Below are 16570 nucleotides of genomic sequence, written 5' to 3'. Positions count from 1 at the left end.
CCCGCCCGCTCGTCCCCGGAAGGATCCTCTCCATGACTTCCCCGCTCCCGCCGCTCGTCGCCGCGCTCGAGGGCACCCTGATCGTCTCCTGCCAGGCCTATCCCGGAGAGCCGATGCGCGATCCGCGCACCATGGCGCAGGTCGCCGCGGCCGTGGCCGAGGGCGGCGCCTCCGCCGTCCGCGCCCAGGGGCTCGAGGACATCCGCCAGGTCAGGGCCGCCGTGGACGTGCCCGTGATCGGCATCTGGAAGGACGGCGAGGAGGGCGTGTTCATCACCCCCACCCTCGATCACGCCCTCGCCGTGATCGACGCGGGCGCCGACATCCTCGCCCTGGACGCCACGGACCGGCCCCGCCCCGACGGCCGCAGCCTCGCCGAGACCGTCGAGGCGCTCCGCGCCCGCAGCGACATCCCGCTGATGGCCGACTGCGACAGCGCCGACTCCGCCCGCCGCGCCGCGGAGCTCGGCATCGAGATCATCGGCACCACCCTCGCCGGATACACGCCCGCCCGCGAGAAGACCACCGGACCCGACCTCGCCCTGCTCGGCGAGCTCGCGGGCACCCTGCCCGAGACCTCGCTGCTCGTGGCCGAGGGCCGCGTGCACACCCTCGAGCAGGCCACCGCCGCGAGGAGCGCCGGTGCGCGCGCCGTCGTCGTCGGCACCGCCATCACCCACCCCACCAGCATCACCCGCTGGTTCCGCGAGGCCGTCACCGGCGCCTGACCGAGACTCTCGCCCCGTCCCGGGGCGAGTCCAGAAGGACCCCTGTCCCTGCCGTCGGCAGGACCACACGAAGGAGAACACCCGATGGATGCACGTATGACCCGACGTGGGATGCTCGGCACCGCCGCCGCGCTCGCCGCCCTCGGCACCGGAGCCGCAGGCGCCTCCGCGGCGCCGGCCGGCGCCGCCCTCCCCCCGGTGAAGGACCGCGGCCGCCGCCAGGGCAGCTACGAGGAGCAGGTCCTCGCCGCCCCCGGCGACTGGGGGGTGGCGAACTTCCGCATCCCCGCCCTCGCCGTCGCCCCGAACGGGGATCTGCTCGCCGCCTTCGACAAGCGGCCCGTGCACGGCGACGCCCCCGCCCCGAACTCGATCTGGCAGCGCCGCTCCACCGACGGCGGCCGCACCTGGGGCGAGCCCGAGGTGGTCCGCGCCGGGAACGAGTCCACCGTCCCCGGCGAGAAGACCGGCTACTCCGACCCCTCCTACGTGGTCGACGTCGAGACCGGCACGATCTTCCTGTTCTGCGTGTACTCGAAGGACGCGGGCATCTGGAACGGCGAGTACGGCAACGACGACGAGGACCGCATGGTCACCAGCGCGAACCTCTCGGTGAGCCACGACTCGGGGCTCACGTGGGAGCACCGCTCGGTCACCGAGGTCGCCAAGCCCGAGGACTGCCGCGCCATGTTCGCCTCCTCGGGCGCCGGCATCCAGCTGCGCTACGGCGCGCACAGGGGCCGCCTGGTCCAGCAGTACGCGGGCTTCTTCCGCAACGACGCCGGCGGGCAGGACGTCTCCGCGTACTCGCTGTTCTCCGACGACCACGGCGAGACCTGGCAGATGGGCACCCGGGTCGGCACCCAGATGGACGAGAACAAGGTCGCCGAGCTCTCCGACGGCACCCTCATGATGAACTCCCGCGAGAACGTGCGCACCGGCCGGCGCTGGGTGGCGCTCAGCCATGACGGCGGTGAGACCTGGGTGGACCTCCACCGCGATCCCTCGCTCGTGGACCCGGGCAACAACGCCCAGCTCTCCCGCGCCTACCCGGACGCGCCCCGCGGCTCCGCGAAGGCGAAGGTGCTGCTGTTCTCGCACGCCGACCACGTCCCGAACGACCGCGTGAACGGGGCCGTGGAGATCTCCACCGACGACGGCGCGTCCTGGGAGCGCAAGCGGGTCTTCGCGCCCGGCGCCTGCCAGTACTCGGTGATCATCCCCGTGGGCCGGGACGAGTTCCTCCTCGCCTACGAGGGCGAGCAGGAGACCATCATGATCGCCCGCCTGGACATGGACTGGATCCTGTCGCGATGATCCGCCTCGGCCACGACCCCTCCCCCACGCCCGAGCTGCCGGTGCTGACCGGTGCGTCCACGGTCCTCGCCCGCGCCGGGGAGGGGCCGTGGCCGCGGTACCGCATCGTCGCCCTCGCCGATCTCGGCGGCGGCGAGCTGCTCGCCGCCTTCGACGGCCGCGAGACCGGCCAGGACGTCCCGGACCCGACGGGCCTGGTCCAGCGCCGTTCCCTCGACGGGGGCCGCACCTGGGAGGGGTTCGAGACCCTGCGGGAGGCGGACCGCGCGGACCGGCACTGGTACTGCGATCCGAGCTTCATCGTGGACGAGCCCGCCGGGCGGGTGCACGTCTTCCACACCCATGCGAAGGACCGCGGGGTGTGGGACGCCGCGGCCGGCACCGACGACGCGGACCGGGACGTGATGGGCTCCGCGGTCTCCACCAGCACCGACGGGGGCCGCACCTGGACCCACCGCTCGGTGACCGCGATCGCCGCGCCGCCCGACCTGATCCGCACCGCCTTCCCCACCTCCGGGACGGGGCTGCGGCTGCGGCAGGGACCGCATGCGGGACGGCTGGTCCAGCCGTACGCGGGCTGGTTCCTCGCCGGCGAGGGCGCGGGCACGGGCACGACAGACGGCGAGGGCACGGCCGACGGCGAGAGCCCGGCCGACGGGGAGCGCCCGTCCGACAGCGAGAGCACGGCCGACGGGGCCCGCAAGGTCGACAGCGAGAGCGCGGCCGACGGGGCCCGCGAGGTCGTGCGCTCCTACGTGCTCTGGTCCGACGACCACGGGGAGACCTGGCATCGCGGCGAGCCCGTGGGCGAGGACATGGACGAGACCACGATCGTCGAGCTCTCCGACGGGCGGATCCTGCTGAACTCCCGCGATCACGCGCGCGGCGGGCACCGCCGCATCGCTCTCTCCTCCGACGGCGGCGAGACCTGGGCGGACCTCGGGATCGACGAGCAGTTCGTCGACCCGGGCAACAACGCCCAGCTCGCCCGGCGCTTCCCCGAAGCGCAGCCCGGGGACCCGCGGGCGCAGGAGCTGCTGTTCACCAACAGCCACGATCCCTTCGCGCGGCGGCTCGGCACCCTGTCGCGCTCGCTCGACGACGGTGCGACCTGGGAGCCGGTGGGCCTGTTCGAGCCCGGGAACCTCGACTACTCGGTCGTCCAGCCGCTGGACGACGGGGCGATCGGGATACTGTGGGAGGTCGAGGCGCGGGAGATCCGCTTCACCCGGCTCGAGCCGGAGGACCTGCCCGAGGAGTGACCTGGCGCGAGCACGACGACGAGGACGGGGCGGCGGCACCATCGAGGTGCCGCCGCCCCGTCCTCGGGTGGCGTCTCGCCGGGCTCAGCGGGCCCCGGGCTGACGCGGGTTCGCGTAGTCGATCGTGAACTGCGGCGAGGTCCAGGTCTCCCAGTGCTCCGGGTTCTCCGGATCGCCGAGGGGCTTGAGGACCTTCATCTCCAGAACGTAGTCGCCGTCCTTCACGCTGCGGGACTTCTGGTTCTTCATCGAGAAGGTGCCGTCCCAGGCGTACAGCTCGGGCTCGGAGGAACGGCCCAGGTGATCGGTCGCGTCGATCGTGCCCACGGAGGGGTTGACGACCTTGAGCTTCCCGTTGGCCCGCACCTCGTAGGCCGAGATCTCGAGCCTCTCGGCCGGGAGCGCGAAGGCGTAGGCGAGGTAGGGCACGTCGCCGTCGGCCATCGTGTAGGTGTGGCCGCCCTCGGGATCCAGCAACACGCTGCCGGCGCCGTCGCTGACGCCGAGGCCGGGCAGGCCCATCCCCATGTCGTCCAGGACGGCGAGGGCCTGGTAGTCGCCGGAGAGGCCGGCGAAGGGCACCACGAGGTCGTCGTCGGCGCCGGTCAGGGTGATCCAGCCGCCGTAGATGAGGCCGTCCATCCCGAAGTCCTCGCCGAGGGTCACGGTGACATCCGCGCTGCCGTGCGCGGGCACGGTCACCTGCTCGGCAGAGGTGCCGGTGGTCGCCTCGGCCGTGTAGAACTCGGGGTTGCTGGTCGGGATCGCGGTCGCGACGCCGCTCTCGAAGCCGACGTCGTACACCTTCTCGGCGTCGGAGTCGTTGGTGACCGTCAGGGTGACGTCCTTCGGGCCCGCCTCGCCCTCGCCGAGGGAAATCGTGGGGGTCGTGACGGTCGAGGTCGCGTGCACCGCGGCGACCATGTTCAGCATGCCCGCGCCCTGACGGTGGACGGGCTCGAGATAGCCCTGCTCCGGCAGCAGCGACCAGGTGAGCTGGTCGGCGGTGTTCATCATCGCGGTCTTCACGTCCGCGGGGGCGAGATCCGGCTTCGCCTCCAGCAGCAGCGCGGCCGCGCCGGCGACGTGCGGCGCCGCCATGGACGTGCCGGACATGGAGCCGTGGCCGCCGCTCTCGAGCGGCAACGTCGACCAGATCGAGCCGCCGGGCGCGGCGACGTCAGGCTTGAGGTCGAGGTCGGCGGTCAGGCCGTAGGAGGAGAAGTCGGAGACGAGACCGCCGGTCCCGTTCTCGACCGTGGTGGAGCCGGACTGCCAGGCCCAGGTGACCGGGCCGGCCGCGAGGGCCTCCTGCAGGGCCAGGCCGTCGGCCTGGGAGAGCATCACGACCGGGACGGTGAGCGCGGGATCGCCCTCGACCGTCGGGTTCACGACGCCGGGGGCGTTGTCGTACAGGATCACGGCGTCGTAGCCGGCCTGCTCGCCGGCGACGGCCTTCTCGCGGAACGCGCAGGTGCCGCGCTCGACGAGCAGGGCCTGGCCCGGCTCGGCGGCGGGCACGGCCGCCGGATCGCAGGCCTGCGCGGCAGGGGTGCCGGGAGCGCCGGCGGCGACGAGCGCGAGCTCGCCCGCGGTCGGCGGCTGCGGCGAGCCGGTCGCGGCCGAGTAGGGCCGGTCGGCCCCGCCCGCGGTCGCGAAGGGCGCGGAGCGGTGGGTGTTGTCGACGGAGGCGACGGTGATCGCGCTCTCGGCCACGCCCGGGGCGCCGCTCGAGAACAGGCCCGCGGCCCCCTCGTTGCCCGCGGAGATGACCACGGTGACGTCGTCGTCGACGAGCGTCTCGACCATCTGCGCGGTCGGATAGTCCTGCCAGGTCATGAAGGAGGCGCCGAGGGACATGTTGACCACGTCCGCGCCGTCGTCCATCGCCCGCTCCATCGCCTCGAGGATCACCTCGGTGTCGCTGGAGCCCTCGCAGCCGAACACGCGGTAGGAGAGCAGGTCGACCTTCGGGGCCACGCCGACGACCTCGCCGTCGGCGCCGATGATGCCGGCGACGTGGGAGCCGTGGCCGCCGCAGTCGTCGGGGAACTCGTCGGGGACGGGGGCCTCACCGGTGCGGGAGTCGTAGGCGTCGCCGACGAGGTCGTAGCCGCCGACGACGCGGTCGTTCGGGAAGTCCTTCGTCTCGTCGTCCACTCCGGAGCCGCCGAGATCGGGATGGTTGTAGTCGATGCCGGAGTCGATCACCGCGACGGTGACTCCCTCGCCGCTGAGGCCGTCGACCTGCTGGACCTGGTCCACGCCGGTCATCGCGTTGCCGTAGACGTCCGAGGGCGTCGCGTCGGCCGGCTCGGGAGCGGCGACCTCGAGCACGGGGTACACGGCCCGCACGCCCTCGACCTCGCTGAGCTTCTGCGCATCGGCGTCGTCCATCTCGACGGACATGCCGTTCCAGCCGGTGGTGAAGTTCTCCTGGACCTTGAGCGGGATCGCGGCGTCCTCGGCGCGTTCGGCCACGGTCTCCTGCGCGGCGGTCGCCGACGCCTTCGAGCCGCCGCGGAGCGTGGGCTGCCCCTCGACCTCGACCAGCCAGCGGCCGGGGACGGTGGTCTCCCCCGCGGCACGGAGCTCGTCGGCCGTGGGGACCTCGACGCCGAGCTCGGCGGCGGTGCCGAGCTTCTCGGGGGTCTCGCCGTCGGCGAGCGCGGGGGCGCTCACCAGCATGCCGGCGACGAGCGCCGTGCCGGCGGAGGCCGCGAGCAGGCCGCGGGGTCTGGGAAGATCTGGTCTGGGCAGAGGCATCGGCGCCGTCCTTCGAGGAGAGAGGGAGGACGGTGCGCGCGCGAAGGGTCGCCCCGGGAGGTCCGGTGCGCACCGCCGCTCACCATTTGATCATGTGACTCCCCTCACCGGGAGTCGAACGACCGGATTGCGGGAGGGAGGGTCCCGATCAGGTCACGGATCCGCGCCGCCGGCGGTCGCGCGGACGCTCAGGGGGTAGGGCTCAGGGCGGTCCGGCTCCCGGCTGGGGACGGCTCGGCCTCCGGGCTCAGGGCTCAGGGCGCAGGGCTCAGGGCGCCTCGGTCTCCCGGCGCAGCGCGATCCGGTCCGGGTCGGGCAGCACGAAGGCCGGGGAGGCGAGCTGGGAGAGGGCGTGCTCGAGCCGGGGCTCCTCGTCGGGGACCATCACCGAGAGCATCCCGAGCCGGCCCCCGTCGATCTGGAGCTCGAGCTCGTAGCGGATCCCGCCGCGGAGGAACTCGCCGCGCACCGGCCACTGCTGCTGGCGCGGCACCGCGAGGCGCCGGGGATCCTCCACCACGAGCTGCAGGTCCGCGCCGACCCCGCCGGTGTCGAGGACCCGTGCGGTCTCGAGCTGCTCGCGCAGCGCCTCCGCCCCCGGCGGGGCCGGGGCGTCCGGGGCGTCGGCCAGGAGCGCGGCGATCAGGGCCCGCGCCTCGGAGGGCAGCGGCACACCGGCGGGCTCCCCGAAGGTCTCCTCGCGCAGCGACCACCCGCGGTCGGGGTCCCCCAGGTGCGGCAGCGCGATCACGGCCGCGGTACCCGCCGCGCCCAGCGCCGCGAGCGCGAGGCGGGGCCGGGTCATCCCGAGCCCGCGCAGGACGTCGACCATCCGGGCGTCGAAGCTCTCGAGCACGTCCATCAGCCCCAGCGTCACGCCGCCGGCGACGACGCCGTCCCGCACCGGGTCCAGCACCGGCAGGTCGTAGCGGGAGGAGTCCGCGACGAGCGCGGCGGTCGCCGCGGCGACGCCCACCCGGTAGGCGCCGTGCGCGAGCGGCCCCAGCCGACGCGGCTCGACGAGCGACAGCGCCCCGACGGCGCCGGCACCGGCGGCGACTCGGAGCATCCGTGCCCTGGTCAGCGAGATCATGCTCGGAGTCTAGAGCCCGCGGGGCGGGATCGACGTGCGGTCCGCGGCGACTACCCTCTCCTCTGTGAGCCAGGCACCCGAGATCTCCCGCCGGGCGCGCCCCGCTCCCGAGCCCGCCGAGCCGACGCGCCTGCGCCTCCTGGTGCCCGCGCTGCTCGCGCTCGCCGGCACCCTCGCCTATGGCCTGCTGGGCAGCCAGCAGTTCCGGAACCTCGTCGCGAAGTCCTGGGACCTGGGGATCTTCACCCAGCTCCTCCGCGCCTACGGGGAGCTGCGCGCCCCGATCGTGCCGATCAAGGGCGATGCGGTGAACCTGCTGGGCGACCACTTCCATCCGCTGCTCGCGCTGCTGGCGCCGGTGTGGTGGATCTGGCCCAGCGGCGAGGCGCTGCTGTGGACCCAGGCGCTGCTGTTCGGGATCTCCGCGATCCCGCTGACCCGTCTCGCGATCGACCGGCTCGGAGCGGGCCTCGGCACGGTGGCGGGCGCCGCCTACGTCTTCTCCTTCGGGCTGCAGTCCGCGGCGGCGGTGCAGTTCCACGAGATCGCGCTCGCCGTGCCCCTGCTGGCCTTCTCGCTGACCGCCCTGCTGCGTGGGAGGGTGCTCGCCGCGGCGCTGTGGGCGGCGCCGCTGGTGCTGGTCAAGGAGGATCTGGGGCTGACCGTCGCGGTGCTCGGACTCGTGATCGCGCTGCGGGGCAGGGAGCACCGCCCGCTCGGCGTGCTGCTCGCCTCCTGGGGCGCGATGTGGTTCGTGCTGGCGACCTTCGTGATCCTCCCGGCGCTGAACACCGCCGGGCAGTACGACTACACCGACAACCTCGGCTCGCCGCTGGACGTGATCTGGCCTCCGGTGAAGTGGCTGACCGTGCTGATGCTTCTCGCGCTCGCCGGCGGGATCGGCGCCCGCTCGCCGCTGATCTGGCTGATGGTGCCGACCCTCGCGTGGCGCTTCACCGGGACGGTCGAGTTCTACTGGGACTGGTACTGGCACTACAACGCCGTGCTCATGCCGATCGCGCTCGCGGCCCTGCTGGACGCCCTCGGCGACCGCCGCACCGGGTGTGCCACGTCCTGGCTGCGCCGGGACGCGCCGCGGCCGCCCAGGCCGGTGCGGACCGCCGCGGTCGCGCTGTGCGCCGCGGTCACGCTGGTGCTCGGCCCCCAGATGCCCGTGCTGGACGTGCTGCGCCCGCAGCAGTGGGAGCCGACGTGGCGGGCCGAGCCCGCGCAGGCCGCGCTCGAGGCGGTGCCCGACGACGCGGTCCTCGCAGCGGACATCACGCTCCTCGCCCAGGCCGTGCCCGACCACGACGTGCAGTGGCTGCACGGCCCGAACGACCGCGTCCCCGACTGCGTGCTCGGGGACTGGTACGCGTTCTCCTGGAACTCGATGCCGCCCGATGACCTGGCGGTCTGGGCGCAGCAGCGCTGGGGCGCCGAGTACCGGGCGGTGTTCGACGAGGGCGGCTTCACGGTGGCCTGCCGGGCCTGAGCCGAGCGCCGGAGGGCCGGTCGGTCGGGGCGGGTTCGGAGAGCCGGTCGGTCGGGGCTCGTCGGACCGGGCCGGCGGTGCTCGTCAGACGGGGTCCTCCCGGACGGTGCCGGTGCGTCGGCCCCGCTGACCTCGGGAGGTCGCCTGCGCCCGCTCCAGCAGGTGCCGCTCCCGCTCCGCCCGCGCGGACTCGAGCCGGAGCCGCCACGGCGAGTGCCGTTCCGCCGCCAGCGCGATCTGCAGGCCCCGTGAGAGGGCCCGGTCGCTCGCGGAGACCGGCAGCGCCGCGAGCTCCGCGGCGTGCTCGGGCAGCCGGTGCGCGACCCCGCAGGCGCTCCAGCGCGCCGCGATCTGGAGGATGCGGCTGCGGGTGTCGAGCATCGAGTGGCCCGCGCCGCGGATCTCCAGCAGCTGCGCGCCGGGAATCCGCCCGGCGACCTCCCGGGCGACCTGCGTCGGGCTGACCAGGTCCTGGCTCCCCGAGATCACCAGGGTCGGGGCGGTGATCGCGGGGGCGAGGGCGTGCAGGTCGATCGGCTCGCGCGCGAAGGGCGGCACGGCCCGGCGCTCCTCGCCCGTGAGCAGCAGCGGGTCCAGCGGCCCCCCGTCGGCGTACGCCCCGTACCCGAGCTCCGTGTGCACGAGACGGGCCACGAGGTCGTGCTCGACCACGAACGGGGTCGACTCGAGCCAGGCCCGGTTCAGCACCTTCCGCACGCTGGACCAGGTCAGGGAGCCGCGACCGACGGCGAGCAGGTCCACGAGATCGCGCACCGCGGCCGGTCCTCCGTGCTCGTGGACGGCGAGCACGACGGGGCCGGCGCGGGAGGCCTCCACCTTCCCCTCCGCGGCGAGGCGACGCAGCACGGCGGCGGTGGACGAGGTGGTCGCCTCGCCGCCGTCCCAGTACAGCTCGCGCAGACGTCGCTGGGCGACCAGCTCGTCGGTCGCGGCGCTGCGCGGGGAGTCCAGCACCAGGGAGTGCACCCGCTCCGGGTGCAGGATCGCGAGGATCTGGGCGAGCTGGGCGCCGTAGCCGGTGCCGACGAGCGCCGCCCGCTCGACGCCGGCGTGGTCGAGCACGGCGAGCACGTCCCGCACCACCTCCCGCAGCGTGATCGCCCGGGCGGGCAGGTCCTCCCCGACGGCGTCCAGCCGAGAGAAGCCGACGCCGCGATGCTCCATCATCAGCACGTCCACCCCGCGCGCGGCGAGGCTGCGGCGCAGCACGTCGTAGGGCAGCACCGAGGCCCGCGCCGGACCGTCGGGCAGGATCAGGACCGGCACCTCGGGGGTCAGGGACTCGGGCGGCGGGCTCCCGTCCGCTCCCCGCACCCGGCGGGGACGGCGCGGGGTCGCGCGGGCGTAGCGCAGCGGGAACAGCTCCGGCCCCTCCCCCTCCACCTCGCGGTAGACGGTCATGAGGTCGTTGCGGATCTGCAGCAGCTCGTCCTGGGTGGCGCGCTCGATGATCTCGACCGGCCGCGCCCAGGGCGCGATCCGCCGGGGCAGGGGCAGGGCCGGCAGCCCGGACGTGGGGGTCCGGGAGGTGCGGGGCTCCTCGCTCATCGCCGTCCTCTCATCGCGTCCGACGGGGCACGGGGCGTCTCATGCGTCGCCGCCCGTCGCACCGCTGCCCGTCGCACTGCCGATCGTGTCCCACAGGAAGGTGTACAGCAGCGCGTTCATCCGCGCCACCTGCTCGTTGTTCGCCGCGCCGCCGTGCCCGCCCTCGATGTTCTCCCAGGAGCGCACGTCGGCGCCGAGCGACTCGAGCGCCGCGGTGAACTTCCGGGCGTGGCCGGGATGGACGCGGTCGTCGCGGGTGGAGGTGAGCACGAAGGTGGGCGGGTAGTCCGCGGCCCGCTCCTCGGAGAGCAGGTGGTACGGGCTGAAGGTGCGCATGAACTCCCAGTCCTCGGTGTCGGGGTCGCCGTACTCCGCCATCCACGACGCTCCGGCCAGCAGGTGGCTGTAGCGCTTCATGTCCAGCAGCGGCACCTGGATGATCACCGCGCCGAACAGCTCGGGGTACTGGGTGAGCATGTTGCCGGTGAGCAGGCCGCCGTTGGAGCCGCCGCGCACCGCGAGGTGGTCGCGGTCGGTGACGCCCCGCTCGACGAGGTCCTTCGCGACCGAGGAGAAGTCCTCGTAGGCGCGATGGCGCTCCTCCTTCAGCGCCGCCTGGTGCCAGGCAGGGCCGTACTCGCCGCCGCCGCGGATGTTGGCGAGCACGTAGGTGCCGCCGCGCTCGAGCCAGGTCTTCCCGATCGCGCCGAGGTAGGACGGGGTCAGGGAGATCTCGAAGCCGCCGTAGCCGTAGAGCAGGGTGGGACGCGGGCCGGGCTCCTCCCCCTCCTGGCGCACCTGGGAGATCTCGAAGTACGGGATGCGGGTGCCGTCGTCGCTGGTCGCGAAGTGCTGGGTGACCTCGAGCCCCTCGGCGTCGAAGCGGGCCGGCGCGGACTTCACCGGCTCGAGGTCCGTCGGCTCGCCGCCGCCGGCGACCTCGGCAAGGTCCCCGAGCAGCAGCGCCGTCGGCTCGATGAAGTCGGTGACGGTCACCCAGATCTCGTCGCTCTCGTCGGCGTCGACCGCGGAGACGCCGATCGAGCCGCGCAGCTCGGGGTACAGATCTCGGCGCACCCACTGCCCGTGCTCGTCGCGGGTGTGGACCTCGAGGCGGTGCACGACGTCCTCGAGGATGGAGAGGACCACGGCGGTGCGGGTGATCGTCATGTCCGCCAGCGAGGTGGAGGCGGTGGGCTCGAAGAGCATGTGCAGCTCCGGCTCACCGGCCTGGAAGCGGGCGAAGTCGCCGACGACGAGGGATCCGGCCGGGTAGACGTCCTCCCCCACCTGCCAGGCGCTGCGGGGGCTGAAGATCCCCAGGTCCCTGTGCGCGGTCGCCTCGAGGTCGCGGGGAACCTCGATCGTCGTCAGCTCCGGCGGGGTCGCGGAGCGGTCCACGACGTGCACGGTCTGGTCGTAGAAGGCGTGCGCCTCGACGATCCAGTCCCGTTCCCAGCCGGGGGTGTGGTCCTGCGCGGCGAAGACCGCCATGTCCGAGGCGGGGATCTCGTGGACGAGCTCGGCCTCCGCCAGCGGCGTCCCGCGTCGCCAGATCCGGGCCTGGCGGGCGTAGCCGGAGCTGGTCATGGTGTCCTCGCCGAAGTCGGTGCAGGCCCAGACGGTGTCCTCGTCGATCCAGGACAGGGAGCCCTTGGCCTCGGGGCGCACGAAGCCGCCCTCGGACTCGGGGACGAAGGAGAGGGTCTCGAGGTCGAACTCGCGCGTGACGTCCGCGTCGGAGCCGCCGTGGGAGAGCGCGACCAGGGCGCGGCGGTAGGGCTCCCCGTCGGCCAGGCCCGCGGGGCGGAGCAGGCGCGCGCCGTGCCACACCCAGTCCTCGCCCTCGGCCTCGTTCAGCGCGTCGACGTCCAGCAGGATCTCCCACTCGGGCTCGTCCGTGCGGTAGGACTCCATCGTGGTGCGGCGCCACAGCCCGCGCTCGTGCTCGGCGTCGGTCCAGACGTTGTACAGGTGCTCGCCGCGCTTCGTGACCCCGGGGATGCGGTCCTTCGCGTCGAGGATCTCCCGGATCTGTCCCTGCAGGGTCTCCGCGAGCGGGGCGCCGTCGGGGTCGGCGGGGTCCCGGACGCTCTCCAGCGCGGACTCGGCACGGGCGTTGCGCTCGCGCACCCAGTCCAGCGCCTCCGCGCCGGTGACATCCTCCAGCCAGGCGTGCGGGTCCGTGCTGCCGTCGGGCGCGGGGAGCTGCGCGGTGCGCTCGGCCTGGTCGGTGCTGTCGGTCATCGAGGGGATCTCCGTGGTCGAGGTGCGGTCGGTCGTCGGGGCGGGGCCGGTCACCGGTCGCCCTGCCCGGTGCTCTGCGCGTCGGGGAGCGCGGTGAACTCGCCGAGCACGCCCTTCCAGGCGTCCTTCCAGGCGGTCCGCGCGTCGGCCGTCTCCAGGCCCTTGTGCTCGATGCCGAGGGTGCTGCGCCCCTCGTCCTTCGCGGCGATGTTCACCGAGACGCGGCTGCCGTCGGCGACGGCCGCGCGCCAGTAGCGCCACTTGTCCGTGTCGCTGAGCGAGGGCTCCTCGAGCCCGAGGCCGTCACGGCGGGCATCGGTCATGAACGCGTCCCAGCGGTCGCGCACCTGGGCCGGCGTACCGGGGACGGTGCGGGAGGCGGAGGCGGAGAAGTCCCCGTCGCAGCTCTGCCCCACCACGCGGCGCCCGATCACCTGCTCGTAGGCGACGGTGACGCCCTGCGCCCACCATCCCTCCACGTCCCAGCGCTCCACCAGGAGCCGGGCGATCGCGGTGTGGTCGAGGTCCCGGCCGCCGGCCTCGTCGAGCCGGTCCGTCCACTCGGCCAGCGAGGTGCCGGTGCCGTTCTCGAGCCGGGCGGCGTGCGGATGGTCCTGCGGGAGGATCTGGTCGCTCATGGAGGACACGATACGGCGAGCGCGGGGCCCGGGCACCCGGTCCGACAGGCCCGCTGCGCGCATGGAACACTGGCGGGATGCGACGTCGTCACCTGCTCGCCCTCGCCCCCGCGGCCGCTCTCGCCGCCTGCACCGGCCCTGGAGAGGACCCCGCGTCCCCGGGCAGCGACGACCGGGGCGCGGCCCCCTCCGACGGCGGAGACGGCGGCACCGCCCCGTCCGACGGCGATCCCTCCGACAGCGAGGAGCCGACGACGACCGCCCCGCCGAGCGCGGCCGAGCAGCTGCTCGAGGGGCTCTCGCCGCGCGAGGTCGCCGGACAGCTGGTCCTCGTCGGCATCGCCGCCGGCTCCGAGATCCCGACCTCGACGTTCGATGAGCACCACGCCGGAGGGATCTTCCTGCTGCAGGTGTGGGAGAGCGCCGAGCAGGTCGACGCCGTCGTCGACTCCGCCTTCTCGCTCGCCCGCCCCGAGCTGCCGCCGCTGCTGGCCGTGGACCAGGAGGGCGGCCAGGTGCGGATGCTGCGGGGCGACGCGGCACGGGAGACGGCCTCGGCCGAGACCCTCGGCGCCGAGGGTCCGCAGGCGGTGGCCGACGCGTACACGAGCATCGGCGAGGACCTCTCCGCGCGGGGGCTGCACGTGGCCCTCTCCCCCGTCGCCGACGTCGTCGACCCGGAGCTCGGCGACGCGAACGAGCCCGTGGGCGGCCTGGACCGCGGCTTCGGCACCGATCCCGAGCAGGTCGCCGACTGCGTGGCCACCGCGGTCGAGGCGCTCTCCGAGCAGGGCATCGGCGCGACGCTGAAGCATTTCCCGGGCCTGGGCCGGGTGGAGCAGAACACGGACTTCTCCGCCGAGGGGATCGAGGATGCGACCACCGGGCCCGAGGACCCGTTCCTCGAGTCCTTCCGCGCCGGGATCGACGCCGGCGCGCAGCTGGTGATGATGTCCTCCGCGATCTACCCGCGGATCGAGCCGGACGTCCCGGCGATGTTCTCCGCCGCCGCGATCCAGGACCTGCTGCGCGACGGCCTCGGCTTCGAGGGGCTCGTGGTCACCGACGACATCGGCGCCGCGCAGGCCGTCGCCGACGTCCCCGTCGCCGAGCGCGCGACCCGGCTGCTCGAGGCAGGCGGCGACGCGGTGCTCACCGCCGACCCGTCCCTGACCGGCGAGCTCGTCGACGCGATCGAGGAATGGGCAGGGCGCGGCGAGGAGCAGGAGCAGCGGGTGCGGGAGTCCGCCGGCCGCATGCTCGCCCTGAAGGAGGAGCTGGGACTGCTCTGACCGCGCGCGGCGCCAGGAAGCAGCCCCGCGCTTCCGAGCGGCCCGGCCGGGCGCTCCGCCCGGCTCAGTCCTGTCCCTTCGCCCGAGCTCCTACCGGCTCGTCCCTCGCCAGTACGTCGCTCAGTCCTTGCCGAGGGTGATGAGGTGGTTCACCGGGCCGTGGCCGCCGGCGGTGCGGGAGAGGCGCCAGTCCTGCGCGTTCTCGGTCGCGCTGGCCACGAACTCGCGCGCCGAGGCGACGATCGTGGGCATGTCGTCGTCCGTGCCCGACTCGCCGATCTCCTGCAGCTCCCCCGCCCGGTCGAACTCGGCGATCCGTGCGAGCTGCGCCGTCAGCGCGGCCGACAGGGTCGTGCCCGCCCCGCGCAGCGCCCGTCCCTCGATCCGCTGCGCCCGCAGCAGGTCCGTGCCGCCGGGATGGACCAGCACGTCCACGACCTCGTCGCCCGGGAGCGAGCCGCCCGTGATCAGGACGGACCGGGGCCCCTTCGCGACGAGCGCGAGCGCCTGATCGCGCATCTCCTCGATCGAGGTCGCCACCGCCCGGCGCAGCAGCTGCGCGGATTCCGTCATGGTCAGCACCAGCACGTCCACGAGCGGGAGCAGGTCGTGCTCGATCGCCGCGGCGCCCTCCGCCGAGATCAGCGCCGTCCCGTCGGCGCTGACCATCACCGGGTCCAGCACCACGGTGCCGAAGCGCTCGCGATGGGCGCGCAGCGCGGCCACGACCTCGGCGACCACGGCGGCGCTGCCCAGCGAGCCGATCTTCGTCGCGTCCAGCAGCAGCTCCTCGGAGACCGCGTCGATCTGGGAGCGCACCACCTCGGCCGGCAGCGGGTGCACCCCGCGCACGCCCTGCGGGGACGCGGAGACCACCATCGTCACGGCGCTCGCACCGTAGGAGCCCAGCGCCGTGAAGGTCTTCAGGTCCGCCTGGACGCCGGCGGCGCCGTCGGACTCCGATCCGGCGATGGACAGGACGAGGGGCGGGCGCATGCGATCTCCATCCGACGAGTGGACCGGGTCCCGGGTGACCCGTGAGCGGAGAGTACCAACCGTGCCTGGCATCCCCCTGCCGGGACGCGGCGGCCCGGGTGCCCGGCGGACGCGCCCAGTCGTGGGACAATCTCCCCCGGACGGGGGTCACGGGGACCCCGCCGGGAGGCGACCGGGGACAGGGCCCGGGACAGGGGAGGTGCCGATGACGCAGGAGCCGCACGGCGAGGGCGCGCCCCAGAGCGCCCCCCTGCCCGACTTCGCCTCCTCGTCCTCCCCGACGGGACTCCCCGACTTCGGCGAGGACCACGGGCCGGCGACCCTCGGCGAGCCGAGCGAGCGCGCCCGGCACCGCACCCGGCTGACGATGATCGCCGTGATCGGCGGCTCGGTCGTGATCCTGCTCATGCTGGCGCTGATCCTCTCCCAGACCGTCTTCCGCTCCGTGCTCGAGGATCCGGAGCCGTCGGCCTATTCGACCGGGCCCCGCAGCGCCGAGGGCCAGTCCGAGTACGTCCCCGATCCCGAGGACCCTGACATCGCCCCTCCCCCGCCGATCTTCACCCAGGCCCCCACCACCGAGTGCACGGTCCCGCAGAACACGACCCCGCCGCAGCCCTCCGGCGCCGGGAAGGTGCGCGGCGGCGGGCTGGAGTACACCAGCCCCGAGGGCTGGGGCGACGGCTGGGCCGTCCACTCCCTGCCCTATCTCACCGAGCTCGCGGCCGACGGCCGACGGGTCGAGGGCAGCTGGTACAGCGTCGTGAACCTCGGCCGGGTCACCTTCCCCGAGGACGAGGGCGGCTATCCCGGCCTGGAGGCCGCGGCCGTCGCGATCTTCCAGTGCTACGCGACCACCTCCGGGGTCGTCTCCCACTTCGGCGAGCACCCGGAGGTGACCGACTACCGCTCCGAGGTGATGACGGTGGACGGCACCGCCGCCTGGATCGTCCAGGCCACCTACCACTTCGAGGACCCCGAGGTGCTGGACACCTCGAGCGCCTCGATCGTCACGTCGGTCGTCGTCGAGACGCCGAACGGCCCCAGCGCCCTGGCCAGCGACGTCGCCGCCGACCAGCCCGAGCATGTCCAGAACCTCGAGGACATCATCGCGAGCCTCGACGTCGTCGAGTGACCGACCGCGTCCCGATACCCCTGCAGGAGCAG

12 protein-coding genes are annotated in these 16570 nt (G+C 74.0%); 6 read left to right on the top strand and 6 right to left on the bottom strand.

Annotated features, from left to right (window positions below; translation table 11 throughout):
• Positions 1 to 32 precede the first annotated feature (32 nt).
• From A4A78_RS09955 to A4A78_RS09945, 3 genes are all read left to right on the top strand, one after another.
• Complete coding sequence (locus tag A4A78_RS09955; RefSeq protein WP_062948813.1) at positions 33 to 728, top strand: N-acetylmannosamine-6-phosphate 2-epimerase; 696 nt, start codon at positions 33 to 35, stop codon at positions 726 to 728.
• Positions 729 to 812: 84 nt separating this feature from the next.
• Positions 813 to 2045: an exo-alpha-sialidase gene (locus A4A78_RS09950; protein ID WP_082835286.1), complete on the top strand. Its 1233-nt coding sequence runs from the start codon at positions 813 to 815 to the stop codon at positions 2043 to 2045.
• The gene (locus A4A78_RS09945) at positions 2042 to 3307 is read left to right on the top strand and encodes an exo-alpha-sialidase (protein ID WP_062948809.1); all 1266 of its coding nucleotides are present in this window, start codon (positions 2042 to 2044) and stop codon (positions 3305 to 3307) included. Before A4A78_RS09950 ends, A4A78_RS09945 begins: the two co-directional genes overlap by 4 nt.
• An 84-nt stretch (positions 3308 to 3391) precedes the next feature.
• On the opposite strand, the gene A4A78_RS18300 is transcribed toward A4A78_RS09945, so the two are convergent.
• Complete coding sequence (locus tag A4A78_RS18300) at positions 3392 to 6073, bottom strand: S8 family serine peptidase (protein WP_062948807.1); 2682 nt, start codon at positions 6071 to 6073, stop codon at positions 3392 to 3394.
• Between the two features lie 268 nt (positions 6074 to 6341).
• The gene (locus A4A78_RS09935) at positions 6342 to 7166 is read right to left on the bottom strand and encodes a hypothetical protein (protein WP_156488599.1); all 825 of its coding nucleotides are present in this window, start codon (positions 7164 to 7166) and stop codon (positions 6342 to 6344) included.
• A 64-nt stretch (positions 7167 to 7230) separates the two neighbouring features.
• Here A4A78_RS09935 and A4A78_RS09930 point away from each other — a divergent pair, with 64 nt between their 5' ends.
• Complete coding sequence (locus tag A4A78_RS09930) at positions 7231 to 8661, top strand: DUF2079 domain-containing protein (protein WP_231881010.1); 1431 nt, start codon at positions 7231 to 7233, stop codon at positions 8659 to 8661.
• A gap of 84 nt (positions 8662 to 8745) precedes the next feature.
• Here the strand turns inward: A4A78_RS09930 and A4A78_RS09925 are convergent, their stop codons facing one another.
• From A4A78_RS09925 to A4A78_RS09915, 3 genes are read right to left on the bottom strand one after another with little or no spacing between them, the layout of a single operon-like run.
• Positions 8746 to 10230, bottom strand: coding sequence for an alpha/beta fold hydrolase (locus tag A4A78_RS09925; RefSeq protein ID WP_062948804.1), 1485 nt, complete (start codon positions 10228 to 10230; stop codon positions 8746 to 8748).
• Positions 10231 to 10269: 39 nt separating this feature from the next.
• On the bottom strand, positions 10270 to 12477 hold the full coding sequence (locus A4A78_RS09920; protein WP_062949816.1) for a prolyl oligopeptidase family protein: 2208 nt from the start codon (positions 12475 to 12477) through the stop codon (positions 10270 to 10272).
• 50 nt (positions 12478 to 12527) lie between these two features.
• Entirely contained in the window at positions 12528 to 13115 is a 588-nt protein-coding gene (locus A4A78_RS09915; RefSeq protein ID WP_062948802.1) for a hypothetical protein, read from the bottom strand.
• Between the two features lie 77 nt (positions 13116 to 13192).
• Between A4A78_RS09915 and A4A78_RS09910 the strand changes: the two genes are divergently transcribed.
• Entirely contained in the window at positions 13193 to 14407 is a 1215-nt protein-coding gene (locus A4A78_RS09910; protein ID WP_062948800.1) for a glycoside hydrolase family 3 N-terminal domain-containing protein, read from the top strand.
• 120 nt (positions 14408 to 14527) lie between these two features.
• Here the strand turns inward: A4A78_RS09910 and A4A78_RS09905 are convergent, their stop codons facing one another.
• Entirely contained in the window at positions 14528 to 15403 is an 876-nt protein-coding gene (locus A4A78_RS09905; RefSeq protein WP_062948798.1) for a bifunctional hydroxymethylpyrimidine kinase/phosphomethylpyrimidine kinase, read from the bottom strand.
• A gap of 205 nt (positions 15404 to 15608) precedes the next feature.
• On the opposite strand from A4A78_RS09905, the gene A4A78_RS09900 reads away from it, so the two are divergent.
• Positions 15609 to 16538 carry a hypothetical protein gene (locus A4A78_RS09900; RefSeq protein WP_062948796.1) on the top strand — a complete coding sequence of 310 codons (930 nt, stop codon included), beginning with the start codon at positions 15609 to 15611 and terminating at the stop codon, positions 16536 to 16538.
• Positions 16539 to 16570 lie beyond the last annotated feature (32 nt).

Origin of the sequence: Brachybacterium sp. sponge (assembly GCF_001613775.1) — a bacterium.
In the GTDB taxonomy this organism is placed as follows: Bacteria; Actinomycetota; Actinomycetes; order Actinomycetales; family Dermabacteraceae; genus Brachybacterium; species Brachybacterium conglomeratum.
Note: the sequence above shows the minus strand (reverse complement) of the source record. Positions and strands in the feature narration are given on the sequence as shown.

What these genes read in the sequence shown, in the direction of transcription:
- A4A78_RS09945 (WP_062948809.1), top strand. Translation starts at nt 2,042, where the DNA reads ATGATCCGCCTCGGCCACGACCCCTCCCCCACGCCCGAGCTGCCGGTG.
- A4A78_RS09925 (WP_062948804.1), bottom strand. Translation starts at nt 10,230, where the DNA reads ATGAGCGAGGAGCCCCGCACCTCCCGGACCCCCACGTCCGGGCTGCCG.
- A4A78_RS18300 (WP_062948807.1), bottom strand. Translation starts at nt 6,073, where the DNA reads ATGCCTCTGCCCAGACCAGATCTTCCCAGACCCCGCGGCCTGCTCGCG.
- A4A78_RS09905 (WP_062948798.1), bottom strand. Translation starts at nt 15,403, where the DNA reads ATGCGCCCGCCCCTCGTCCTGTCCATCGCCGGATCGGAGTCCGACGGC.
- A4A78_RS09935 (WP_156488599.1), bottom strand. Translation starts at nt 7,166, where the DNA reads ATGATCTCGCTGACCAGGGCACGGATGCTCCGAGTCGCCGCCGGTGCC.
- A4A78_RS09920 (WP_062949816.1), bottom strand. Translation starts at nt 12,477, where the DNA reads ATGACCGACAGCACCGACCAGGCCGAGCGCACCGCGCAGCTCCCCGCG.
- A4A78_RS09950 (WP_082835286.1), top strand. Translation starts at nt 813, where the DNA reads ATGGATGCACGTATGACCCGACGTGGGATGCTCGGCACCGCCGCCGCG.
- A4A78_RS09910 (WP_062948800.1), top strand. Translation starts at nt 13,193, where the DNA reads ATGCGACGTCGTCACCTGCTCGCCCTCGCCCCCGCGGCCGCTCTCGCC.
- A4A78_RS09955 (WP_062948813.1), top strand. Translation starts at nt 33, where the DNA reads ATGACTTCCCCGCTCCCGCCGCTCGTCGCCGCGCTCGAGGGCACCCTG.
- A4A78_RS09900 (WP_062948796.1), top strand. Translation starts at nt 15,609, where the DNA reads ATGACGCAGGAGCCGCACGGCGAGGGCGCGCCCCAGAGCGCCCCCCTG.
- A4A78_RS09915 (WP_062948802.1), bottom strand. Translation starts at nt 13,115, where the DNA reads ATGAGCGACCAGATCCTCCCGCAGGACCATCCGCACGCCGCCCGGCTC.